This window comes from Streptomyces fructofermentans (genome assembly GCF_014651055.1).
In the GTDB taxonomy this organism is placed as follows: domain Bacteria; phylum Actinomycetota; class Actinomycetes; order Streptomycetales; family Streptomycetaceae; genus Streptomyces; species Streptomyces fructofermentans.
In genome coordinates this window covers 366,835-390,137 of record NZ_BMWD01000003.1, presented here as the reverse complement: position 1 = coordinate 390,137, position 23,303 = coordinate 366,835, and the positions used below count along the sequence as shown (strand labels likewise).

Sequence of the window (23,303 nt, the reverse complement as noted above, 5' to 3'; positions counted from 1 at the left end):
GTGCTTGTGCTCGTATGCGTTCATCGCCCGTCCCCGGGCCCGCGCGCTGCCGTCCCCGTGCCCGCGCGCTGCCGTCCCCCGGCCCGCTCAGCGCTGCTCCTCCGGGTACTTCTCGTCCAGCGCGGCCCGGAAGAGCGCGCTCATGTCCTCGCGCTCCAGGCCCTCCGCGTGCGCCTCGTCCAGCCAGTCCGCCAGCCGCGCCCGCAGTCCCGACCGGTCGGCGGGCACGGAGCCCAGCGAGCGCCGTACGAAGGTGCCGAGACCGCGCCGGGCCTCCACCAGGCCCTCCCGCTCCAGCTCCCGGTAGGCCTTCAGCACGGTGTTCGGATTGATCGCGGTGGCCTCCACGACCTCGCGGGCCGTCGGGAGCCTGTCGCCCGGCCGCAGCACGCCCAGGCGGAGGGCCTGCTTGGTCTGCTGGACGATCTGGACGTACGTGGCCACGCCGCTGCGCCGGTCGATGCGGTACTCGACCACCCCGTAACCACCCTTTCACTAATTGAGTAGTGAAAGGGTGGTGCAGCTGTGAGTTCATGTCAAGCCATCGCGGGTGCCAAGGTTCCGTGCGATGCCGTGAACCGATCGGCGGGGCTCGTCCGATGAGGGGGCGTGAGGGAAACGAGAAGCGACGGGGAACTGCTGCGGGCCATCGCCGCGGACTCCGACCGGGGCGCCTTCGAGGAGCTGTACCGGCGGTACGCGCCATGGCTGGCGGCCCGGCTGCGGGGGCGCTGCGCGGACGCCGGGACGGTCGACGACGTCGTGCAGGAGACGTTCCTCGCGGTGTGGCGGGGCACCGCCCGCCACCGCGAGGAGGGTGACGTGGCCGGCTGGCTGTGGCGGATCGGCTCGCGGCGCCTCATCGACGTGCTGCGGGGCGACGGTGCCCGCGGCCGGCTGAGGCAGGCGCTCGCGCGGCTGCGCCACCGCGACGAGGCGTCCGCCGAGGACCGCGTGCTCTCGGGGGTCGAGCACGGGGACCTGGCGGGCGCCCTGGTCCGGCTGTCGCCGGAGCTGCGGGCGGTCCTGCAGGCGACGATCGTCGACGGGCTGACCACCCGGGAGGCGGCCGTCCTGCTCGGGATACCGGCGGGCACGGTCAAGACACGGGCCCTGCGGGCCCGCAAGCAGCTCCGGGAGGCTCTGGCATGAGCGGCATGAGCGGCATGAGCGGCATGAGCGGCACTAGCGGCACTAGCGGCACTAGCGGCGGGGCCTGGCACGTGGCGGCGGACGACCTGCGGGCCTACGCGCGGGGCGAGCTGGCCCCTCCCCTGCTCTGGTCCGCGGACACGCATCTCGTCACGTGCGCGCGCTGCCGGGCGGTGCTCGCCGAGACGGGCGACCCGGTCGCCCTCGACGAGGGCTGGGAACGGCTCGACGCCGAACTCGACGCGCCCAGACCGGGGTTCATGGAGTCGGCGCTCACCCGGTTCGGCGTACCCGACCACACGGCACGGCTGCTGGCAGCCACGCCCGTCCTCAGGCTGTCCTGGCTGGTCGCGGTCGTCGCCGTCCTGCTGACCACCGTGGCCGCGACCCTGTCGGTCCGGGGGTCCGGGACCCCGACGCTGTTCCTGGCGCTCGCCCCGCTGCTCCCGGTCGCCGGGGTCGCGCTGTCCTACGGTCCGGTGCTGGACCCGACGTTCGAGATGGCCGTCGTCTCCCCGATGCACGGATTCCGCCTCCTGATGGTGCGCACACTGGCCGTCCTCGGCGCCGTCCTCGGGCTCAACGGCCTGGCGAGCCTCGCCCTGCCGGGGTACGGACTGCTCGCGGCGGCCTGGCTGCTCCCGGCCCTGGCCCTCACGGCCCTGGCTCTCGCGCTGACCCCCAGACTCGGACCGGTCCTCGCGCCGGCGCTGGTCGCGGGGGCCTGGGTGGGGCTGCTGCTGGCCGCCGTACGGCAGGCCTCGGGTGAGACGCCCGCCCCGTTCACGGCGCCGGGACAGGGGGTCGCCGCCGCCGTCGCGGTACTGGCGACCCTGCTGCTGCACGGGGTGCGCGACCGGTTCGACGTGGGCCGGTTCCCCGGACGGCGCGGAGCGTGACGGGGTCCCTCGGCGCCCGACGCCTCCCGGACCTCCGCCCCCGGGCCCTCGACCCGGGATTCCCGACCGCGGACTTACGGCCTCCGACCCCTGGCCCCTTCCTCCGACCCTGCTTCCCCTGCTTCCGCTCCTCCGCCTCCCGCGCCTCCTTCAGTTTCCTGAACTCCTTCTTCCACGACGGGAAAGCCGCATGATCCCCACTGTCTCCGCCTCCGGGCTCCGCCTCGCCCACGGCGGTGTGCGGGCCCTGGACGACGTGTCCCTGCGGCTCGGCGAGGGGGTGACCGGACTGCTCGGGCCGAACGGGGCGGGCAAGACGACCCTGCTGCGCGTGCTGGCCACCGCCCTGCCCCCGGACCGCGGGGCGCTCACGGTCCTCGGGCACGACCCGTCGGGCCCGGCCGGGCGGCAGGAGGTGCGCAGGGCGCTCGGCTACCTGCCGCAGACGCCGGGCTTCCACCCGGACTTCACCTCCTTCGCCTTCGTCGACCACGTGGCGATCCTCAAGGAGATGACCGACCGCGCGGCCCGGCACCGGGAGGTGCGGCGCGTGCTGGACGCCGTCGACCTCCGGGACGTCCGCGGCACGCGCATCCGCAGACTGTCCGGCGGCATGCGCCAGCGGGTGGCGCTCGCGGCCGCGCTCGTCGGGGACCCCGGCTTCCTCGTGCTGGACGAACCGACCGTCGGGCTCGACCCCGAGCAGCGCATGCGGTTCCGGGAGCTGATCGCCACGGCGGGCGAGGGGCGTACGGTCCTGCTCTCCACGCACCAGACCGAGGACGTGGCCGTGCTCTGCAACCGCGTCGTCGTGATGGCCGCGGGACGCGTCCGCTTCGAGGGCACCCCGGCGGAACTGACCGCGCGGGCCGCGGGCCGGGTGTGGAGCAGCGCCGAACGGGACCCGGGGGCGAGGGCCTGCTGGCGCACGGGCACGGGCGCCTTCCGCAACGTCGGCGACCCACCCGGGGGCGCGGAACTCGTGGAACCCACCCTGGAGGACGGCTACCTCCTCACCCTCGACGCGCCCGCGGTCGTGGAGACGACCTCATGAGCACGCGGACCGGCGTACGGCCGGTGCCCGCGGTCGCCGGTACGGAACGCCGCCGATGGGCCGCCGTGTTCGCCCTCGCCCGCTTCGAGGCCCGCGAACTGATGCTCCAGATACCGGTGTTCGTGTTCTTCCTGGCCCATCTCGCCCACACCGTGTGGAAGCTGGCGACCCCCGAGGGGGAGGACGCCCATCCCGTCCTGCAGGACGTCGACCGGGCCACCCAGACGATGCCCACGCTCCCCGCCCTCGCACTGCTCATCTGCGTCAACGCGGCCGTGGGCCGCTCCCGCAGGCACCGTACGGACGAGCAGTTCGGCGTGCTGGCCATGGAGCCCTGGCGGCGCACGGTCGCCCACCTGCTGTCCGCCGTGCCGTTCGCCCTGCTCACCGCGCTGATCGTGGCGGCCGAGGTGGTCCGGGCGGTGTCCGCCCCGGGTGCCGTCGGCCGGCTCTCTCCCGGAGAGCTGGTCGTGGGACCGCTGACCGTACTGCTGTTCGGCGTCGTGGGCGCGCTCATCGGTCGCCTGACGCGGTTCGCGCCTGCCGCGGTCCTGGCGGCGGTCGTGGGCTCCTACATCCTCGGCGTGACGGTCGCGTCCGCCCTGGGAGGCCCGCGCTGGATGCGCTGGCTGGCGCCGGTCGTCCCGGAGGACGCGGGCGACCCGCTCCCCTCCGACCTGCTGGGCCGGCCCGCCGGCTGGCACGCGCTGTACCTGCTGGGCCTCACCCTGCTGCTCTGCTGCGTCGCCGTACTGGCCGGCGGCGCACGGTCGCGGCTGCTCACGGCGGCCGCCGCCGGATCGGCCGTGCTGACCCTGACCGGTGCGGTGGGGCAGTCGGCCGGGGACCCGTCGGCGCTGGTCGCGGCCCGGGTGACGGCCTCGGCGACACCCGAGAAGGTCCAGACGTGCGTACGGCACGACGGGTCGACGTACTGCGCGTTCCCCGAGTGGGCCGGGCGCACCGCCGAGTGGGCGGACACCGTGCGGCGCGTGCGGGCCCTCGCGGGCGGTGCCGCGGCGGACACCGCGCTGACCGTGCGCCAGCGTGTCGAGGCCCGCCGCGGCCCCGGCCAGGACTCGGCGCTCGCCCCCGCGAGCACTCCCGGGCAGGTCAGCGTCGGCGCGCGCTGGGGAGGCACCCGGGTTCCCGAGTTCGCGGTCGCCGTCGCCTCCGTGCTGGTCACGGGTGACGAGGAGACCGGCGCGTCGGTCTGCGACGGCCGCGTGGTCACCACGATGTGGCTGGCCCTCGGCACGGCCGCGGACCCGATGGCCGAACTGCGCCGGGTCCGCCTCGACGACGACGTCTCGGGCGGCTCGGTCGTCCACACGCCGACCGAGCCGCTGCTGATCTCCGCCCCGCAGACCACGGTCGTCCGGGAGCTGCTGCAGCGTCCTCGCCACCGCGTGGCGGCCGACGTCCGGGCGCACTGGGACGAGCTGACGGCGCCGGGAACGTCCACGGCCCGGGTCGCCGAACTGCTCGGGGTGCCGTTGCCCGGGAGGCCGGGGGACAACGTGTGCGGGGCCTGACGCCCCGGGTCCTACGGCCGGTCCTCGGGTCCCCGCCCGGGCGGCCCCCTTCGGGTGGGACCGCTCCGTAGGGGCCTTCGCTACCGCCTTCGCCTTCGCCCCGTCCCGGCGCCCGCGGCCCCGGCTAGGACTCCGTGCGGTACATCAGGTCGGTCTCGTGGGTGACGAACCCGAGCCGTTCGTAGACGGTGACCGCGGCCTTGTTGTCGGCGTCGACGTACAGCATCGCCGTCGGCACACCGCGTTCCGCCAGGTACCGGAGGCCGATCGTGGTGAGGGCCTTTCCGAGGCCGCCGCCCTGGGCGCCGGGGCGGACGCCGACGACGTAGACCTCGCCGAGTCCCTCCGCCGCGTGCACCTTGGTCCAGTGGAAGCCGACGAGGCGGTCCTCGCGGAAGGCGAGGAAGAAGCCGGCCGGGTCGAACCACGGCTCGGCCTTGCGGTCGTCGAGGTCGCGCTGGGTGAGGGAGCCCTGTTCGGGGTGGTGTGCGAAGGCCTCGGAGTTGACCGCGAGCCAGGCCGCGTCGTCCTCGCCGGGCACGAAGGCCCGTACGGAGACACCCTCGGGGAGCCCGGGCTCGGGCAGCTCGGGGCCGGTCAACGGGCGCCGCATCTGGCGCAGTTCGCGGAACAGCGTGAGTCCGAGGACCTGCGCGAGGTGGCGGGCCGCCGAGTGGCCGCCGTGGGCCCAGACCCGCAGGCGCTTGCCGGACTCGGCCAGCAGCGCGTTGCCCAGGGCCCGGCCGTGCCCGTGTCCGCGGTACGCCGGATGGACGACCAGTTCGGCGGCCGGGGCCTCGACGGGGTCGGTGTCCTCCAACTGCGCGTAGCCGAGGAGTTCGCCGTGGACCCGCAGCAGCAGGTGCCGGACGCCCTCCCGCGCGCCGCCGCGCAGTTGCAGCCGGCCCTGCTCGGACACCGCCTGCTGCCCGTCGGCGCGGGCGGCGGCCCGGAGGAGCGCGAGTACGGCGTCGGCCTGCTCGGGCCGCAGCACGGCGAGGGTTTCGATGGAGCGGGTGCCGGAAGTACCTGCCCGGTCGAGCGAAGCCGAGGCCTCGGGGGCGGCCGGTGCGGTGTCGTCGCTGGTCATGATGACGAGGGTACGGCGTGTCCGGTTCATGGCGAAGTGGCCCGGCGGGCGGGAAAGCGACCTGTCCGTTTCGTCCGGGAGCGCCCCGGACGGCAATCAGTCCGTAACCCCGAACCCCCTGTCGCGCTACGCGCGTTGACCCTAGGCTGCGCTGGGACGGGAGCCCAGACCTCAACCGACCCACAGGGGGGCACATGTCAGCCACACCCCATCCCTACCGCCGCAGACGCCGCAGCAGCCGCCTGCTCGCCGGCGCCGCGGGCATCGCCACCATCGGCGCCCTGGTCGCCGCGATGCCGGCCTCCGCGGGCGAGACGGCGAAGAAGCACGGCCACGACCGTCCGGGGCGCTACCAGGACGTTCAGCTGCTCTCCTTCAACGACCTGCACGGAAACCTCGAGCCGCCGGCCGGCTCGTCCGGCAGGGTCACCGAGCTTCAGGCGGACGGCACGAGCAGGACGATCGACGCGGGTGGCGTCGAGTACCTGGCGACGCATCTCCGCCAGGCGCGCGGGAACAACAAGTACTCGATCACCGCCGCCGGCGGCGACATGGTCGGCGCGTCCCCGCTGATCTCCGGGCTGTTCCACGACGAGCCCACCATCGAGGCGCTGAACGGGCTGGACCTCGACGTGACGAGCGTGGGCAACCACGAGTTCGACGAGGGCGCCAAGGAGCTGGCCCGGCTCCAGAAGGGCGGCTGCCACCCGGTCGCCGGCTGCTACGTCGCCGGCAAGACCTTCAAGGGCGCGGACTTCCCCTACCTCGCGGCGAACGTCCTCAACGAGAAGTCCGGCAAGCCGATCCTCAAGCCCTACTGGGTGTGGAAGAAGAACGGCGTGAAGGTCGGCTTCATCGGTGTGACCCTGGAGAACACCCCGGGCGTCGTCTCCGCCGAGGGCGTCAAGGGCCTGAAGTTCAAGGACGAGGTCGAGACGATCAACAAGTACGCCAAGGAGCTGGAGAGGCAGGGCGTCAAGTCGGTCGTCGCGCTGATCCACGAGGGCGGGCAGCCCGCCTCGGCGGCCTACAACTACGACTGCGACTCGCCCGGTGGCGGCGACGGCATCTCCGGCCCCATCGTGGACATCGCGAAGAACGTCTCGCCGAAGGTCGACGCGCTGGTCACCGGCCACACCCACGCCGCGTACGCGTGCACGATCAACGACCCGTCGGGCAAGCCCCGTACGGTCACCTCGGCCGCTTCCTTCGGGCGGCTCTACACCGACACGACGCTCACCTACGACCGCCGCACCGGTGACATCGCCCGGACCTCCGTCGCCTCCGCGAACCACGTGGTCACGCGGGACGTGCCGAAGGCCGCGGACATGACCGCGCTGATCGCCAGGTGGAACACGCTGGCGGCGCCGGTCGGCAACAAGCCCATCGGCTACATCTCCGGCGACATCTCCAACGTCGGTACGGAGTCCCCGATCGGCGACCTGATCGCCGACGCGCAGCTCGCGTACGGCAAGGAGCTCGACCCCGGCACCGACCTGGCGCTGATGAACCCGGGCGGTATCCGCGCCCCGCTCACCTACGCGGCCAAGGGCGCCGAGGGCGACGGTGTGGTGACCTACGCCGAGGGCTTCACGGTCCAGCCGTTCGCCAACACGGTCAACCTGCAGAACTTCACCGGAGCCCAGCTCGTCCAGGTGCTCAAGGAGCAGGTCAGCGGGACGAACGCGACCGCGCCGAAGGTGCTGCAGGTCTCCGCGGGCCTCACGTACACGCTCGACCTGACGAAGTCCGGCGCCGACCGGGTCGTCACCGACTCGATCAGGCTGAACGGTGCCCCGATCGACCCGGCCGCCACCTACCGCGTCGCGACGAACAGCTTCCTCGCGGGCGGCGGCGACGGCTTCACCACTCTCGGCCAGGGCACCGACGACCTGGTGGGCGACGACGACCTCGCGGCCCTGGAGAAGTACCTGCTGGGCAACTCCTCGGCCGCGAACCCGATCGCGCCGCCGGCGGCCAACCGGATCACGGTCGTGGGCTAGCGCACGGGAGCAGCGCTCGACGCACGGTGAAGTGACCCGAAAGCAAAGGTCAGTTGACCGTGAGGTTGATCGCAAACCGCAGATATGAGTTGCGGGTGGGGTTGGTACGCATGATCGAATCAGGTGATGCGTACCCCCCACCCCATCACCGCACACTCCCCTCCCGACCCGTACGAGGAACCGGCCCGTCTCGACGAGGGACCACTGGAGGACTTCCTCCGCTCGGCGTCCGAGGGACCCGGAGCGGACACGGCGCCCCCGGCGCCCGCGGCCGACGGGGAGTCCGGGGCAGAGGAGCTGTGGACGCCGCCCGACCACCGTCGCCGCACCGGCCGCCGCCGCTCGGGGCGCGACCGCGGAGCCGGCCGCCGGGCCGAACGGCGCAGGCCGCGCCGCAAACGCCGCAGGAGCCCGCTCGCCGCCCTGCCGCTCGCCGCCAAGGCCGTCATCGCGGTACTCGTCCTCGCCGCCTTCCTCGCCCTCGGCGACCGCTGGGCCCTCATGTACGCGCAGCGAACCGCCGCCGACAGGCTCCGGGACCAGATGGGGCTGAGCGCGGCGCCCGAGGTGGACATCGACGGCTTCCCCTTCGTCACCCAGGTCCTCGACGGCCGGCTCGACTCCGTCTCGGTCACCGTGCCGGACGTGGCCGCCGACCGGGTCTCGCTGGCCAGGGTCTCGGCCACGGCCACCGGCATACGGATCGACGGCGGCCCGACCTCCGTCCGCGGCGCCCGCATCGCGGGGCTGGACGGCGAGGTGCTGCTCTCCTTCGACGACCTGAACCGTGAGCTCGGCGCCTCGCAGGTGACGTTCACCGGCCACGGCCGCGACCAGGTCCGTGCGCGCGGCACCCTGCCCGTCGCCGGGCACGACCTGCGGCTGCGGGCCGACGCGCGGATCCGCCGGGACGGCCCGCGCGGCATCTCCACCGAGGTCGGCGGGATGCGCCTGGACATCGGCGACCTCGCCACCTTCCGCCCGGGCACCCGCCGGTCCGAGGGCCTGCACCTGACCCGCGGCTCCGCCGCCCGCGTCGCGAAGGAGAAGCGCAGGGTCAAGGAGCTGCTGTCCGTGCCGTCGGTCGCCGAGCGCCTCGGAGTACCGGACACCGCGGTCCGGGAAGCGCTGCGCGACGACACCGGGCTCGCCGAACTCACCGGCTCCCAGCGCTTCGCCGGCAGGCTCATGAAGGTCAACCTCATCGACCTCGCCGCGGACCACCCCGAGGTCCTCAGGCGCCTCGGCTTCGACCCGGCCCTCCTCGACGGTCTGTCCCGGCTCACCCGCCCCGCGCTGGTGGACCGCCTGTCCATCGGCTTCCGCCTCCCGAAGCCCCCGGAGGGCGGCGAACTGCGGCTGCGGGACGTGCGCGTGCAGAAGGACGGCATCAGGGTCCGCGTGGCCGGAGGCGGGCTGGCCGTCGGCAAGTGAGCCGCGGCAGCCCGCGCGGGTGCCGCGGGGCGGTCACACCGCAACGGTGAGGGTCGCGGTGTACCCCTCGGCGACGCTTCCGGTGACCTTCGCCAATTGCCGGTCGTGCCCGTCGGAGAACACGTTGTCCGTCTCCAGGGAGAGGCGGGCGAGGTTCTCCACACTGCGTTCGTAGCCGTCCGTCGCGTACACGGTGCCGCAGACGTCCTCCGGCAGGGCGAGCTGCGAGGTCGCGGTGATCGCGGTCGCGGCGGTGGCGTCCGCGAGGCTCCCGTACACCTCGAAGTGGATGTGCGGCCAGCGGCCGGGGTAGCAGGCCGGGAAGACGCTGGTGAACGTGACCCGCCCCCGGGCGTCGGCCTCCTGGACGCCGCGCAGGTAGTTCTCCCCGGTGACGCCCTCGGAGTACAGCGAGTAGTTGCCGTCCCGGTCGCAGTGCCAGAGGTAGACGGCGGCCCCCTCCTCGGGCGTCCCGCACTCGGCCCCCGCCCCGACGACGGTCAGGGTGACCGTCAGCGGGACGCCGGCGGCCGTGCCGCTCGCCGAGCCGAAGCTGGAGGTGATGTCCCGGCGTACGACACCGCTCTCCTTGAGCACGTTCACACCGTTGGAGCCGTCACCGGGGTACGGGCCCGCGGTCTCGCCGGGAACGGCCGCGCAATCCCCGCCGGAGCCGGCGGACGCGGCGGAGGAGGCCGCCGAGCCGTCGGAGGCGGGCGCGGAGGAGCCCGAGGACCCGGCGCCGTCGCCGGAGCAGCCCACCAGCGGCACCAGACCCGCCCCGGCGAGCAGCCTGATCATCCCGCGCCGGTGCAGCACGGGCAGGTCGAAGCCGAGACCCCTGTCGTGGTCGTGCAGTTCCTCGCTCATGTCCGTTCGCCCGCCTTCCGCGGTGGCCCGATCGACTGGGAGCGACACTAGGCGCCCGGGCTGTGGGGCATCCGGCGGACGGCTGTGCGCGTCCTGAGGAGGGACCGGCCGCCGGGGGCGACGGCATGTGACGCGGATCACGGGAAGGCGGCCCCCGGTGCCGTACAGCTCATAGGAGTGACCATTTCCATGCGAACCCGGGTACGGGCCGGTGATCCGAGCGCGTTCGCCGAACTCTTCGACACGTACGCGCGAGCGGTCTACAACCACGCCTTCCGGCTGACGGCCGACTGGTCGACCGCCGAGGACGTGATGGCGGCGACCTTCATGGAGGCGTGGCGGCTGCGCGCCAGGGTGGACCCGGAGGGCGGCTCCCTGCGGCCCTGGCTGCTGGGCATCGCCACCAACACCGCGCGCAACCAGTACCGCAGCAACCGCCGGTACCGCCGGGCCGCGAGCGCCGCGGCGGCGGCCGAGTCGGCGGTGCCCGACCACGCCGAGGAGGTCGCCGCCCGCGTCGACGGCGGCCGCCGCCTGGCGGCGGCGCTCACCGCGCTGGCCGCCCTGCGCAGGCCCGAGCGCGAGGTCGTCGCGCTGTGCCTGGGCGAGGGACTCGACTACGAGGCCGCGGCGGCGGCGCTGGGCGTTCCCGTCGGCACCGTCGCCTCCCGGCTCTCGCGGGCCCGCAGGAAGCTGCGCGCGCTCTCCGCTGCGCAGGCCGCCCCCGGTGCGCGGCCGCCCCGCCCCGCCGGCGCGCCGGCCGCCGCCTCCCGGAAAGAAGTCCGCGGAATTCGGGAAGGCGCCCGCCCCGCCCGACAGACAAGAGGCGATCACACCCACGCGATCCGGCCCGCACAGGAAGGAAACCGATGAACGCGAGCACGCCCCGGCAGAGCCCTGCCGAGGGGGACCAGGACGCAGAGCTCCTGTCCCGTACAGCGCGTGACCTGCCGACGGGCCGTCACCAGTTCCACAAGGAGCACCTGATGGCCCGGATCCAGCAGCTTCAGACGTCCCAGCAGGAGGAGCACGGCGGGCGGCCCGGCGGCCCGGCGCGCACGCGCCGCCTCCGGCTGCCCCGCCCCGCCGTGACCCTGCCCGCGCTGGCCGCCGGCCTGGCCGCCGCGGTCGTCGCCGGCGTGGTCGTGAACGACGGCGGCGGGGTCGCGGACGGAGGCGTCGCCACCGGGCCCGGCCTGACCACGGAGATCGGTGCCGCGAGCAGCGAGGGCGTGCCCCAGCTCCTCGACCGGATCTCCCTCGCGGCGGCCGCGAGCGGCCACCCGACGGTGGAGCCGGGCCAGTACGTCTACGTCGAGTCGAGGACCGCCGACACCTTCCTCAGGACCGTCGGCGGCACGACCACCCTGGCCAGCCACGAACCGCACCGCCGGCAGGTCTGGCGCTCGGCGGACGGCACGAAGGGCCGGCTCGTCGACCCGGCCGTCAACGACAGCGCCGAGGGGGAGACGCTCAGCCTTCCGGACGAGCGGGGCAACACCCCGGTGGCCGACCTGAACAGCCCGTCCTACGACTACCTCGCCGGACTGACGACCGACCCCGACAAGCTCCTGGCCACGATCTACAAGGAGACCAGGGGCATGGGCAACACCCCCGACCAGCAGGCCTTCACCACCATCGGCGACCTGCTCGGCGAGAGCTATCCGCCCGCCGAGCTGTACTCGGCCCTCTTCAGGACGGCCGCGAAGATCCCGGGCGTCGTGGTCGTCGACGACGCGGTGGACGCGGCCGGCCGGCACGGCGTCGCGGTGGCGCGCCTCGACGAGGCCAGCGGGCAGCGCGAGGAGTGGATCTTCGACAGGAAGACCCATGTGTTCCTCGGGGAGCGCGTCGTGCAGGTGAAGCGGAACACCGGCACCGAGGCCCTGTTGAAGCCCGGCACCGTCGTGTTCACCAGCGCCGTCCTGAAGCGGGCCGTCGTGAACGGCATCAAGGAGACGCCGACGGCGTCGCAGGAGGGCTGAGCCCCCGCCGTCAGGAGCCGTCCAGCGCGGGCGGCGGGGTCGGGGCGCCGGGCAGCCGGACCGTCGCGACGGTGCCGCCGCCGTCCGCCGGGCCCACCGTCACCTCGCCGCCGCTCTGCTGGACCGCGCGCGCCACGATCGACAGGCCGAGGCCCGAACCGGGGAGCGCGCGGGCCGACGGGGAACGCCAGAACCGGTCGAAGACGTGGGGGAGTTCATCGGCGGGGATGCCCGGGCCGTGGTCCCGTACGGTCAGCTCGCCGGCCCTCAGCGCGACCTCGACCGCGCCGCCCCCGGGGCTGAACTTCACCGCGTTGTCGAGGACGTTCACGATCGCGCGCTCCAGTGCCGCGGGTTCCGCCCTGACGAACCAGGGGTGCACGTCGGCCGTGATCGTCAGCTCCGGCCCGCGCAGCCGCGCGCGGCGCAGGGCCGCCTCCACCGTGTCGTGCAGCGCGACGACCTGCACACGGTCGGCCGGTGTCCCCGCGTCCGACCGCGAGAGCGTCTGCAGGTCGCCGATCAGCGCGGCCAGTTCGGTCATCTGCGCCTTCACGGAGGCGAGCAGCGCCGCGCGGTCCGCCGGCGGGAGGGGCCGGCCCGTCTCCTCACTGCGGGCGAGCAGTTCGATGTTCGTGCGGAGGGAGGTGAGGGGGGTGCGCAGTTCGTGGCCCGCGTCGGCGATGAGCTGCTGCTGGAGCTCGCGGGAGCCCGCCAGGGAGGCGGTCATCGAGTTGAAGGAGCGGGACAGCCGGGCGATCTCGTCCTCGCTGTCCTCCTCGACGGGGATGCGGATGGAGAGGTCCTCCGTCAGGGCCACGTGCTCGACGGCCTCGGTGAGCCTGTCGACGGGCCGGAGCCCCGCGCGGGCCACCGCGAGGCCCGCGGCCCCGGCTCCGACGACCCCGATGCCCGAGACGAGGAGCAGGATCAGGGCGAGGTCGCTGAGGGTCTTCTCGGTGTCCTCCAGGGAGACCCCGACCATCAGGGCGACATCGGGGTAGGCCTCCGCGTCCGGCCCCGGGCCGATCATGACGGGTACGGTCCTCACCCGCACGCTGTCGCCGTTCGTGGCGGTCGTGTTGCGGACGGACGAGGCGCCCGGCTCGGGGTCCGCCGCGATCTCCTCGTCCGCGTCCGTGGGCTTCACCATGCCCGCGGACCCGGGATTGACGCACGTCGTGCCGTCCGACTTGATCAGCTGGATGTAGTAGAACGCCGGGCGGAGCTGACTGGAACTGTCGTCCGTGGTCTGGGTGCAGTTCGCGAAGAAGGCGGCCACGTCGCCGCTGCGCAGCCGGAGGCTCACGTTGTCGATCGACGCGTCCGCCTGCTCGTAGAGCTTGCCCTGCACGATGAACCAGCACGTCACCGAGACGGCCGCGACCGCGAACGCCACGGCGGTGGAGACCAGGAGCGCGAGCCGGGAGCGGATCGGCCGGGACCCGAAGCGGCGGACGAACCTGTTCACTCGGCCCCGCCCGACCGCAGCACGTAGCCCACACCCCGCACCGTGTGCACGAGGCGCGGCTCCCCGCCCGCCTCGGTCTTGCGGCGCAGGTACATCACGTACACGTCCAGCGAGTTCGAGGACGGCTCGAAGTCGAAGCCCCAGACCGCCTTGAGGATCTGCTCGCGGGTCAGCACCTGGCGCGGATGGGCCAGGAACATCTCCAGCAGCGTGAACTCCGTGCGGGTCAGCTCCACGGCCCGGCCGCCCCGGGTGACCTCGCGCGTGGCGAGGTCCATGCGCAGGTCGCCGAAGGTGAGGGCGTCGTCCGACGGCGTGCCCACCGACGCGGCCGCGTACGAGCTGCGCCGCAGCAGCGCCCGTACGCGGGCGAACAGCTCGTCGAGCTCGAAGGGCTTGACCAGGTAGTCGTCCGCGCCCGCGTCGAGTCCGGTGACCCGGTCGCCGACGGTGTCGCGGGCGGTGAGCATCAGGATCGGCGTCGTCGTGCCCGCGCCCCGCATGCGCCGGGCCGCGGTCAGGCCGTCCATCCGGGGCATCTGGATGTCGAGGACCACCAGGTCGGGCCGGTACGCGACGGTCTTCTCCAGCGCGTCCGCGCCGTCCACGGCGACCTCGGTGCCGTACCCCTCGAAGGCGAGGCTGCGCTGGAGTGCTTCGCGTACCGCCGGCTCGTCGTCGACGATCAGGATGCGCTGGGGTTCACGGTCGCCGTCGGAGGGGCTCATCGCGGTCGGTTCCTCGGGTGCGGTGGGACGTGATCGGGGCCGCTTTCAGCCTCGCACGTTTTCAGGTCGGGCCGGAAAGGGTCAGCCGCGTACGGGCCGGCGGGCCCGGGCGGCGCCGCGGCGGGTGCCGCGTGCGGCGGCGGGTGCCACCTCGGGCGCCCGGGACCGCGGGGCGTGCAGCTCGTGCGCGATGCCGAGGGCCGGCGCGAGCGCGGCCGGGCCGGTGCCCGCGACGGAGTGGGAGACGGTCTTGACCTGCATGCGGACCTCCGGGGTCAGTTGTCGGAGCCGCCGGACCGCAGGGAGTCCAGGTCGGCCTTGACGGTGTTGATCGGGATGGCGAAGCCGAGGCCCACGCTGCCCGCCGCGGAGCCGGAGCCGGAGGAGTCGGCGGACGAGTACATCGCGGAGTTGATCCCGATGATGTTGCCGTTCATGTCGATCAGCGCGCCGCCGGAGTTGCCCGGGTTGAGGGACGCGTCGGTCTGGAGGGCCTTGTAGGTGGTCGTGGACGAACCGGTGTCGCCGTTGAACTCCCTGCCGCCGAACTCGAACGGCCACTGGCCGCTGCCGCCCTGCTGCTCCTGGCCCCGGCTCTCGTCGGTGGACACGGTGACGTCCCGGTCGAGCGCGGAGACGATGCCGCTCGTGACGGTGCCGGTCAGGCCCTCGGGGGAGCCGATCGCGACGACCTCGTCGCCCACCTGGATGCCGTCGGAGTCGCCGAGCGTCGCGGTCTTCAGGCCGGAGGGCGCGTTCGTCAGCCGGATCAGCGCGAGGTCCTTCGCGCTGTCCGTGCCGACGACGGTCGCGGCGTACGACTTGCCGTTGCTGAGCTGCACCTTGATGTCGGAGGCGCCCGAGATCACGTGGTTGTTGGTGATGATCTCGCCGCCGGTCGTGATGACGACGCCGGACCCGGTCGACGAACCCGCGTTGGAGGTCGCGCTGATCTCGACGATGCTCGGGCCGACCGCCTCGGCGACCCCGGCGACGGTGCCCTTCCTGCTGGCGGGCACGACGTTGGTGCTCGTGCTGCTGCTCGCCGCGGTGTCGTTGCCGGACAGCTCCTGGAACGCGTAGGCGGTGCCGCCGCCGACGGCCGCGGCCGCGATGGCGACGGCTGCCAGCAGGGCCAGCGGGCCCTTGGCACGCCTGCGGTGCGCGGCGGGTGCGGAGGACGAGGACACGGGCTCGGAGAGGAGCGAGGTGGGGGCGTCACCCTGCTGCCACGGCCGGTGCGTGGGCGGGGGAGGCCACTCGGGGTTCACGGAGGGGGCGTGGGGCTGCTCCGAGTAGGGCGACCGCTGCTGCGGGTGGCCCTGCGCGTACGCGGAATGCTGCTGGTCGCCCTCGGGGTACTCGCCGCTGCGGCGGAAGCTCTCGGTCATGTCCCAGACTCTGACTCCCCCGCATGAGAGCTCCCTGAGTGCACCCTGAGAAGCCCGACAGAACCGCGTATGCCCGATATAAAGCCCCCACGCAGACCGAACCGCACGGCCAGAAAACATGGGGGCGGAGCCGAAGGGGGCGCGGGGAACGGCGCGCTCAGCCGGGACGAAGGGTCGGAGAACACGGGGGCGGAGCCCCGACAGGGGCGCGGGGAACGGCGCTCAGCCGGGACGAACCGTCACGACCCCCCGCACGGCCGCCCCAGCGAACCCAACCGGCCCGAGCCGGCGCTCAGCGACACCCGCACGAGTGCCGCACGACCAACCGCGAAGGGAACAGCTTCAACCGCTCACGGCGGGACCCGGCGACCCGCAACCCGTCGTCGAGCACGAGGTCGACCGCCGCCCGGGCCATCGCCGACCGGTCGGAGGCGATGGTCGTCAGCGGCGGATCCGTCAGAGCCGCTTCCTTGATGTCGTCGAACCCGGCCACGGCCAGCTCGCCCGGCACGTCGATCCGCAGTTCGCGGGCGGCCCGCATCAGACCGATCGCCTGGTCGTCGGTGGAGCAGAAGATCGCCGGCGGGCGATGGGGCCCGGACAGGAGCTCCAGGCCCACCTTGTAGGCGTCGTACCGGTTGTAGAGCGCCTCGAAGAGGCGCCCCTCGGTGGAGCGCCCGGCCTCGTGCATCGCACGCCGCCACCCCTCGACGTGGTCGGAGACGGGGTCGCCGACCGCGGGCGTCTCGGCGGTGCCTCCGAGACAGGCGACGTACTCGTACCCGTGCTCCAGGAGGTGGCGGGTGGCGAGCTGGGCGCCCCCTATGTCGTCGGTGACGACCGCCACGTCGTCGATGGCCTCGGGCCGCTCGTGCAGCAGCACCACCCGGGCGTCCCAGGCCTCGATCTCCGCGGCGGCCAGATCGTTCAGCGCGTGGCTGACGAGGATGAGTCCCGAGACCCGCATGCCGAGGAAGGCCCGCAGATAGTGGACCTCGCGCTCGCCGATGTAGTCGGAGTTCCCGACGAGCACCATCTTCCCGCGCTCGGACGCGGCCTGTTCGACCGCGTGCGCCATCTCCCCGAAGAAGGGCTGGCGCGCGTCCGGCACGATCAGGCCTATGAGGTCGGTACGCCTCGAAGCCATGGCCTGGGCGACCCGGTCGGGCCGGTACCCCAGCTCCTTGATCGCGGCGAGTACACGCTCGCGCGTGGCCGGGGCGACCGGCCGGGGTCCGTTGTTGATGACATAGCTGACGACGGCGGTGGAAGTACCCGCCAGTCGCGCCACATCATCCCGAGTCACCTTGGCCACGCGCGGAGTCTACGCGGATGGACCTACCTCTGGGCAGGTCGTACGACCGCATCCTGAGACCCTCCGGCGGCCCCCGTGGCCTCCGCGGTCTCCGGCGGGGCCGTCTCGTCCGCATCCTCCGGCTTTGGCCGGGCCGCCTTGGCCTTGGCCTCGTCCGACGCCCGGTCCACCTTCTCCGGCGTAACGAATCGATAACCCACGTTCCGGACGGTCCCGATCAGCGACTCGTGCTCGGGACCGAGCTTCGCCCGCAGCCGCCGTACGTGCACGTCCACGGTGCGCGTGCCGCCGAAGTAGTCGTAGCCCCAGACCTCCTGGAGGAGCTGAGCGCGGGTGAAGACGCGGCCGGGGTGCTGGGCGAGGTACTTCAGCAGCTCGAACTCCTTGAAGGTCAGGTCGAGGACCCGGCCCTTGAGCTTGGCGCTGTAGGTCGCCTCGTCCACCGAGAGGTCGCCGTTGCGGATCTCCATGGGGGAGTCGTCGTTGACGATCTGCTGGCGGCCCATGGCCAGCCGCAGCCGTGCCTCGACCTCCGCCGGCCCGGCGGTGTCGAGCAGGACGTCGTCGATGCCCCAGTCGGCGGTGACGGCCGCGAGGCCGCCCTCCGTCACGACGAGGACGAGGGGGCAGCCGGGGCCCGTCGAGCGCAGCAGCTGACACAGGCTGCGCACCTGCGGGAGGTCGCGCCGCCCGTCGATCAGGATGACGTCGGCACCCGGGGTGTCGACGAGCGCGGGGCCCTCGGCGGGGGCGACACGCACGTTGTGCAGCAGCAGGCCGAGGGCGGGAAGCACCTCCGTCGACGGCTGAAGGGCATTGGTAAGCAGCAGCAGAGAGCTCATCAGGCCCTTCCCCCCAGTCCCCGGCGGTCCCGGCCTCGCTCGGGCAGGGGGTCTCCCCATGCCTGGGTCGTCATACGGTCGTGCACGGTTCGCTCGCCCATAACGTCTGGTTCCTCCTCGGTCCCTGCGAGGACGTTTGCGGCACTGCTTCGTACTGTGCGGCTCCCGCGCCCCCGGGAGCCGCGACTGCGCTCTCACCTCGTACTTCTCCGTCGGAGTGTTCGTATACAGCGTTCGTATACAACGCTCCGGAAAGCGCAAAAGGACCCGGGGGCTTCACTGCCCGAGTCCTCTGCCCAGCAGAATAGCCCACATGAGCCAAGGTCCGGCAGGTCGCGCCGCGCGATCTTTCAACCGTCCGAAGACTGAGACGGCAGGAAGACCACCGGAAAGAGTGCGTCCCGCGCCGGCGCGAAGATTTCTGCGCACTGTCGACGGGGTCACCGTCGACGCGGCGTACGAGCCCGGAACGCGGGCGTCCGACATCTCGGGCGACACCGCCATCGTCGTCGCGCACGGCTTCACGGGCGACCTGGAGCGGCCGCACGTGCGACGGGCGGCGAGCGCCTTCGCGCAGTACGCGGCCGTCGTCACGTTCTCCTTCCGCGGGCACGGGGCCTCCGGCGGCCGGTCCACGGTCGGCGACCGCGAGGTGCTCGACCTCGCGGCGGCGGTGCGGTGGGCGCGAGAACTCGGTCACACCCGGATCGCCACCGTCGGCTTCTCCATGGGCGGTTCGGTGGCGCTCAGGCACGCGGCCCTGCATCCGGCGGCCCCCAAGGGGCGCGCGGGGCGGGAGTGGCACGAGTGGCCCGAGGGGTCCCAGGAGCACGAGGGACTCGCGGGAGCGCACACGGACGCCGTCGTCTCGGTCAGCGCGCCCGCGCGCTGGTACTACCGCGGCACGGCCCCCATGCGGCGTCTGCACTGGCTGGTGACCCGTCCGGCGGGCCGCGCCGTCAGCCGCTACGGCCTGCGCACCCGTATCCACCACCGCGGGTGGGACCCCGTCCCCTCCTCGCCCGTGGAGTCGGTCCCCCTCATCGCGCCCACGCCGCTGCTGGTCGTCCACGGCGACCGGGACGGCTACTTCCCCCTGGACCACCCCCGGATGCTGGCCGCCGCGGCCGGGGAGCACGGTGAACTGTGGCTGGAGCGGGGGATGGGACACGCCGAGAACGCCGCGGACGACGAGCTGCTGGCCCGCATCGGGGAATGGGCCGCGCGGCACGCGGGCTAGCCTGGCCGTGTTCGAGACCCGTCTTCCACACCGTTGATCGAGGAACCAGATGGCAAAGGGCACGGTGCGCTACTGGGCCGCCGCCAAGGCCGCCGCGGGCGTCGCCGAGGAGCCGTACGAGGCCGAGAACCTCGCGCAGGCGCTCGACGCGGCACGCGAGCGACACCCCGGCGAACTCGTCCGCGTACTGCGGCGATGCTCGTTCCTCGTCGACGGCGACCCGGTGGGTACCCGCGGGCATGAGACGGTACGGCTGGCCGAGGGCGGCACGGTCGAGGTGCTCCCGCCGTTCGCAGGAGGGTGACGGGATCATGAGCAACCAGCACTACGAGGGGAACGGGGCCCACGAGCCCCACGACCCGTATCAGCAGCATCAGCAGCATCAGCAGAACCCGCAGCCGCAGGCCCAACCGCAGGCCGGCTGGCAGCAGCAGTACGCGGACGCGGACGAGCAGCAGCAGTACACCCAGCAGTGGGAGGGGCAGACCTGGGAGACCCGGATCCAGCCCCAGGTCGCACCGGCGGCGGACACCGCCTACCTGCCCTCGCAGGCACCCCAGGGTCCGCAGGGTCCGGGAGAGGCGGCCCACGGGGACCGCTTCGGGGCCCCGCAGCCGTACGCGTCCCAGTACGGCGCCGCGGGCCCGATGCCCGCCGAGGCCGGCTGGGGACACGGAGCCCAGGCGCAGGGCGGGCACACCGAACCCGCGTACGGCGGCTACGCGTCCGGCCAGGCAGCCGCTCCCGCCGCTCCCGCACCCGCATCCGCGCCCGCCGCGACCGCCACCGGTTACGGACCGCCCACCCTCACCGGGAACTCCCGCGTGACCGACGCGCAGCGCGCCCGCGCCGAGGGACGCTCGCCGATCATCGAGCCCGGCGCGCAGCCCGCCGCGCTGACCGCCGTCCTGGCGCTGCTGCTCGCGGGCGCGGCGGCGATCGGGGAGTACGCCCTGGCCGTGCCGCTCGTGATCCTCCAGGCGGTGACCGCGGCGGGCTGGTTCCGCCTGAACGGCATGTGGCCCGCCCGGCAGGGCATCGCGCTCGCCTTCGCCGGCGCGCTCACCTCCGACGTCGTGCTGCTCGGGGTCGGACGGGAGAACGCCGCCGCGGCGATCCTCGGCACACTCGGCGTCTGGGTGCTGCTGACCCTGGTCATCCAGCTCCGCAGCCGCGCCGAACCCGACGAGCGCATGTACGGCCTGATGGCCACGGTGGCCTCGGCGGCCCTGGCGATCGTGGCGACCGGGCACCTGGGCGCCGAGCCGGACGCCGTGACGGTGGGCGCGATCGCGGTCGCCGCGGCCGTGCTCGCCCGCGCGGTGCCGCTGCCCACGCCCGTCTCCGTCGCCGTGGCCCTGCTGGCGGCGGCCGGAGCCGGCGCAGCCGCGGGCGCCGCGACCGGTGTCGGCACGGCCGGTGCCCTGCTCGGCGCGGGGGCCGGGGTCTGCGCCCTGATCGGGCACAGGGTCGCCTCGTACGACTACCCGTCGAAGTTCGTCCACATGACGGCGGGCGTCGCCCTCCCGCTCGCGGCCGCCGCCCCTGCCGTCTACTTCCTGGGCCGGGCACTGGTCTGACCCGCCCGGCCGGCCCGCTGCCGGAGGACCCCGCCGAGGGTCCTCCGGCAGCGGGCCGGGGGCTTTCCGGCCCCCGTCACCGGGAGAGCGTGCCGAGCACGGTCGCGGCCGTACCCGGCCGGCCCGGGCCCCGCCCCTGTCACAGGTGATCCACAACCCGACCCCGGCCGCCCGGTGGGGGACCGGGACGGGGTTACGCTCGCGGCCATAGGCCGGTCGAGGTGGGGGAACAGGGAGACATGCGAGCACTGCGAATACTTCTGATCGTGACCATCGTGCTGGGCGGGCTCTTCGTCATCGCCGACCGTGTGGCCGTGGGCTTCGCCGAGGACGAGGCGGCCGAGCGGCTGCGCGCCAACGAGGGACTGGCCGCCACCCCGGACGTGTCGATCAAGGGCTTCCCGTTCCTGACCCAGGTGGCCGGCGGTGAACTCGACGAGGTCGAGGTCGGCATCAAGAACTACGAGGCGGACACGAGCGCCGGCACGGGCGACGCCTCCGACGGGGCCCCGGCCAAGATCCGCATCGACAACCTGACCGCCCACATGCGCGGCGTCGCGTTCTCCAGCGGCTACAGCTCCGCGAAGGCGGCATCCGCCACCGGCACCGCGACGATCTCGTACGCCGAACTCCTCAAGGCGGCGAAGGCCGAACCCGTGGACGTGACGAGCGGCGTCACCGCCCAGGTCGTCGGGCTCTCCGACGGCGGCAACGGCAAGATCAAGGTCGAGGTCGAGGCCACGGTGCTCGGCCGCAAGCTGCCCCGTCCGGTGTCCGTCCTCAGCACGGTCCGCGTCAAGGGCGACACGGTGGAGGTGCAGGCCGACTCCCTGCCGAACCTGGGTGTCCAGCTCGCCGAGGACAAGGTCCGCCTGATCACCGACTTCCAGCAGAAGATCGACGGGCTGCCCGGCGGCATCAGGCTCGACCGCGTCGAGGCGGCCGCGGACGGCGTGGACATCGGGGTGAAGGGTTCCGACGTCGACCTCGTCGGGTAGGAGTGACGGCGTCCGGCCGGCCCGTGGGACGTGTCCGGACGGTCGCTCTCCCGCTCGGCCGTCCGAAGGGCGAGACGCCCCTGTCCGCACAGCAGATGCGGAAGGGGCCGGGCGGGTGAAGGGTGCTGCGGGGACCGGGCGGAAGCGGGCGCGACCCCTCTCGTATCCCACATTGCGGACGATCGCGTCTCAACATACGACACGCCGGTGACATGCCCGCCTGTCCGTCCCTACGATCGACACCATGAAGCGACAGGCGGATCTCACGAAGCGGCGGGCAGTAGACCTGTGCCGCGTCGCCGCCATGCTCTGTCGCACCTTCTGAGCGGAAGCCTCCGCACTTCCGCGAGCCGGGCCCCTCGACCTCTCTGCCGAGTGGCGCCCCCGTGCCGCGTACGCCCCCGCAGTGTGACCGCCGAGCGCGTACCCGCACCCCGCACCCCGCAACGCCCCGCCGCAACTGCCCCGGAGGAGAACGAGCATGAGCCGCAGCGACGTCCTGGTAGACGCCGACTGGGTCCAGGAGCACCTGGACGACCCGAACGTGGCCGTCGTCGAGGTCGACGAGGACACGTCCGCGTACGAGAAGAACCACATCAAGAACGCGATCCGGATCGACTGGACCACCGACCTCCAGGACCCGGTCCGCCGTGACTTCATCGACCAGGAGGGCTTCGAGAAGCTCCTGTCGGCGAAGGGCATCGGCAACGACACGCTCGTCGTGCTCTACGGCGGCAACAACAACTGGTTCGCGTCCTACGCCTACTGGTACTTCAAGCTCTACGGGCACGAGAACGTGAAGCTCCTCGACGGCGGCCGCAAGAAGTGGGAGCTCGACTCCCGCGACCTCGTCGACGGCTCGCAGGTCCCCGAGCGTGCCGCCACCGCGTACAAGGCCAAGGCCCAGAACACCGCCATCCGCGCCTTCCGTGACGACGTCGTCGCCGCGATCGGCTCGCAGAACCTGGTCGACGTGCGGTCGCCCGACGAGTTCAGCGGCAAGCTGCTCGCCCCGGCCCACCTGCCCCAGGAGCAGTCGCAGCGTCCGGGCCACGTCCCGTCCGCGCGCAACATCCCGTGGTCGAAGAACGCCAACGACGACGGCACCTTCAAGTCGGACGACGAGCTCAAGGAGCTGTACGCCGACGAGCAGGTCGACCTCGCCAAGGACACCATCGCGTACTGCCGCATCGGTGAGCGCTCCGCGCTCACCTGGTTCGTCCTGCACGAGCTGCTCGGCGTCCAGAACGTCAAGAACTACGACGGCTCGTGGACCGAGTACGGCTCCCTCGTCGGCGTGCCGATCGAGCTCGGCGCCAACAAGTAATCCCCAAGGCCTGAAGGACGGAATCGAAACATGTGTGGAGCGAAGGCCGGCGGCCCGGACGCCTCGACGATCAAGCCCGGTGAGACCACCATCCAGGGTCACGTGACCAAGGACGGCGAGCCGGTGGTGGGATACGTCCGCCTCCTGGACTCGACCGGCGAGTTCACCGCCGAGGTGCCCACCTCGGCGACCGGACAGTTCCGCTTCTACGCGGCCGAGGGCACCTGGACCGTTCGCGCCCTCGTTCCCGGCGGCACGGCCGACCGCACGGTCGTCGCGCAGACCGGCGGTCTCGCCGAGGTCGCCATCGCCGTCTGACGGCACCGCAAGAACGGCCGAAGGGCCGCACCCCCGGGGGTTGGACGCTTTCCGGTACGGGGTGCGGCCCT

General features: G+C 73.1%; 24 protein-coding genes. 15 read left to right on the top strand and 9 right to left on the bottom strand.

What is annotated here, in order from left to right:
* Positions 1–87 precede the first annotated feature (87 nt).
* Positions 88–477: a GntR family transcriptional regulator gene (locus tag IE265_RS06700; protein WP_190034415.1), complete on the bottom strand. Its 390-nt coding sequence runs from the start codon at positions 475–477 to the stop codon at positions 88–90.
* A gap of 132 nt (positions 478–609) precedes the next feature.
* Here IE265_RS06700 and IE265_RS06695 point away from each other — a divergent pair, with 132 nt between their 5' ends.
* From IE265_RS06695 to IE265_RS06680, 4 genes are all read left to right on the top strand, one after another.
* A complete protein-coding gene (locus tag IE265_RS06695; protein ID WP_190034414.1) occupies positions 610–1,152 on the top strand; it encodes an RNA polymerase sigma factor in 543 nt (180 codons plus the stop codon).
* Positions 1,153–1,157: 5 nt separating this feature from the next.
* On the top strand, positions 1,158–2,051 hold the full coding sequence (locus IE265_RS38225; protein ID WP_229916074.1) for a zf-HC2 domain-containing protein: 894 nt from the start codon (positions 1,158–1,160) through the stop codon (positions 2,049–2,051).
* Between the two features lie 190 nt (positions 2,052–2,241).
* Positions 2,242–3,105: an ABC transporter ATP-binding protein gene (locus IE265_RS06685; RefSeq protein WP_190034413.1), complete on the top strand. Its 864-nt coding sequence runs from the start codon at positions 2,242–2,244 to the stop codon at positions 3,103–3,105.
* Entirely contained in the window at positions 3,102–4,640 is a 1,539-nt protein-coding gene (locus IE265_RS06680; protein ID WP_190034412.1) for an ABC transporter permease, read from the top strand. The genes IE265_RS06685 and IE265_RS06680 overlap by 4 nt, the downstream gene beginning before the upstream one ends.
* A gap of 124 nt (positions 4,641–4,764) precedes the next feature.
* On the opposite strand, the gene mshD is transcribed toward IE265_RS06680, so the two are convergent.
* Positions 4,765–5,730, bottom strand: a complete 966-nt coding sequence (mshD, locus tag IE265_RS06675; RefSeq protein ID WP_190034411.1) for a mycothiol synthase — start codon at positions 5,728–5,730, stop codon at positions 4,765–4,767.
* 194 nt (positions 5,731–5,924) lie between these two features.
* Between mshD and IE265_RS06670 the strand changes: the two genes are divergently transcribed.
* Entirely contained in the window at positions 5,925–7,733 is a 1,809-nt protein-coding gene (locus IE265_RS06670) for a bifunctional metallophosphatase/5'-nucleotidase (protein ID WP_190034410.1), read from the top strand.
* A 126-nt stretch (positions 7,734–7,859) separates the two neighbouring features.
* Entirely contained in the window at positions 7,860–9,167 is a 1,308-nt protein-coding gene (locus IE265_RS06665; protein ID WP_190034409.1) for an LmeA family phospholipid-binding protein, read from the top strand.
* Between the two features lie 33 nt (positions 9,168–9,200).
* Here IE265_RS06665 and IE265_RS06660 read toward each other — a convergent pair whose 3' ends face one another.
* The gene (locus tag IE265_RS06660; protein WP_190034408.1) at positions 9,201–10,037 is read right to left on the bottom strand and encodes a dioxygenase family protein; all 837 of its coding nucleotides are present in this window, start codon (positions 10,035–10,037) and stop codon (positions 9,201–9,203) included.
* A 189-nt stretch (positions 10,038–10,226) separates the two neighbouring features.
* Between IE265_RS06660 and IE265_RS06655 the strand changes: the two genes are divergently transcribed.
* Both IE265_RS06655 and IE265_RS06650 read left to right on the top strand, forming a co-directional pair.
* Positions 10,227–10,910: an RNA polymerase sigma factor gene (locus IE265_RS06655; RefSeq protein WP_190034407.1), complete on the top strand. Its 684-nt coding sequence runs from the start codon at positions 10,227–10,229 to the stop codon at positions 10,908–10,910.
* Positions 10,907–12,022: a CU044_5270 family protein gene (locus tag IE265_RS06650; RefSeq protein WP_190034406.1), complete on the top strand. Its 1,116-nt coding sequence runs from the start codon at positions 10,907–10,909 to the stop codon at positions 12,020–12,022. Before IE265_RS06655 ends, IE265_RS06650 begins: the two co-directional genes overlap by 4 nt.
* 10 nt (positions 12,023–12,032) lie before the next feature.
* Here IE265_RS06650 and IE265_RS06645 read toward each other — a convergent pair whose 3' ends face one another.
* The 6 genes from IE265_RS06645 to IE265_RS06620 form a co-directional block, all read right to left on the bottom strand.
* Positions 12,033–13,493, bottom strand: coding sequence for a HAMP domain-containing sensor histidine kinase (locus IE265_RS06645; protein WP_190034405.1), 1,461 nt, complete (start codon positions 13,491–13,493; stop codon positions 12,033–12,035).
* On the bottom strand, positions 13,490–14,221 hold the full coding sequence (locus IE265_RS06640; RefSeq protein WP_190034404.1) for a response regulator transcription factor: 732 nt from the start codon (positions 14,219–14,221) through the stop codon (positions 13,490–13,492). Before IE265_RS06640 ends, IE265_RS06645 begins: the two co-directional genes overlap by 4 nt.
* Before the next feature lie 81 nt (positions 14,222–14,302).
* Positions 14,303–14,482, bottom strand: coding sequence for a hypothetical protein (locus tag IE265_RS06635; RefSeq protein ID WP_190034403.1), 180 nt, complete (start codon positions 14,480–14,482; stop codon positions 14,303–14,305).
* A gap of 14 nt (positions 14,483–14,496) precedes the next feature.
* Positions 14,497–15,612, bottom strand: coding sequence for a S1C family serine protease (locus IE265_RS06630; RefSeq protein WP_190034402.1), 1,116 nt, complete (start codon positions 15,610–15,612; stop codon positions 14,497–14,499).
* Between the two features lie 292 nt (positions 15,613–15,904).
* Entirely contained in the window at positions 15,905–16,927 is a 1,023-nt protein-coding gene (locus tag IE265_RS06625; protein ID WP_190034401.1) for a LacI family DNA-binding transcriptional regulator, read from the bottom strand.
* A 23-nt stretch (positions 16,928–16,950) separates the two neighbouring features.
* Positions 16,951–17,769, bottom strand: a complete 819-nt coding sequence (locus IE265_RS06620; RefSeq protein ID WP_190034400.1) for a winged helix-turn-helix transcriptional regulator — start codon at positions 17,767–17,769, stop codon at positions 16,951–16,953.
* Between the two features lie 313 nt (positions 17,770–18,082).
* Between IE265_RS06620 and IE265_RS06615 the strand changes: the two genes are divergently transcribed.
* The 7 genes from IE265_RS06615 to IE265_RS06590 all read left to right on the top strand — a co-directional run bounded on the left by IE265_RS06615 (position 18,083) and on the right by IE265_RS06590 (position 23,232).
* Positions 18,083–19,009: an alpha/beta hydrolase gene (locus tag IE265_RS06615; protein WP_190034399.1), complete on the top strand. Its 927-nt coding sequence runs from the start codon at positions 18,083–18,085 to the stop codon at positions 19,007–19,009.
* Between the two features lie 49 nt (positions 19,010–19,058).
* Positions 19,059–19,313 (top strand): MoaD/ThiS family protein, encoded by a 255-nt coding sequence (locus IE265_RS06610; RefSeq protein ID WP_190034398.1) that lies wholly within the window; start codon positions 19,059–19,061, stop codon positions 19,311–19,313.
* Between the two features lie 7 nt (positions 19,314–19,320).
* Positions 19,321–20,589, top strand: a complete 1,269-nt coding sequence (locus IE265_RS06605) for a hypothetical protein (protein ID WP_190034397.1) — start codon at positions 19,321–19,323, stop codon at positions 20,587–20,589.
* Positions 20,590–20,828: 239 nt separating this feature from the next.
* Positions 20,829–21,587 (top strand): LmeA family phospholipid-binding protein, encoded by a 759-nt coding sequence (locus IE265_RS06600; protein WP_190034396.1) that lies wholly within the window; start codon positions 20,829–20,831, stop codon positions 21,585–21,587.
* A gap of 244 nt (positions 21,588–21,831) precedes the next feature.
* Entirely contained in the window at positions 21,832–21,912 is an 81-nt protein-coding gene (locus IE265_RS39235; RefSeq protein WP_350310325.1) for a putative leader peptide, read from the top strand.
* Between the two features lie 156 nt (positions 21,913–22,068).
* Positions 22,069–22,914 carry a sulfurtransferase gene (locus tag IE265_RS06595; protein ID WP_190034395.1) on the top strand — a complete coding sequence of 282 codons (846 nt, stop codon included), beginning with the start codon at positions 22,069–22,071 and terminating at the stop codon, positions 22,912–22,914.
* 30 nt (positions 22,915–22,944) lie between these two features.
* Entirely contained in the window at positions 22,945–23,232 is a 288-nt protein-coding gene (locus IE265_RS06590; RefSeq protein ID WP_055513194.1) for a DUF1416 domain-containing protein, read from the top strand.
* Positions 23,233–23,303: the final 71 nt, after the last annotated feature.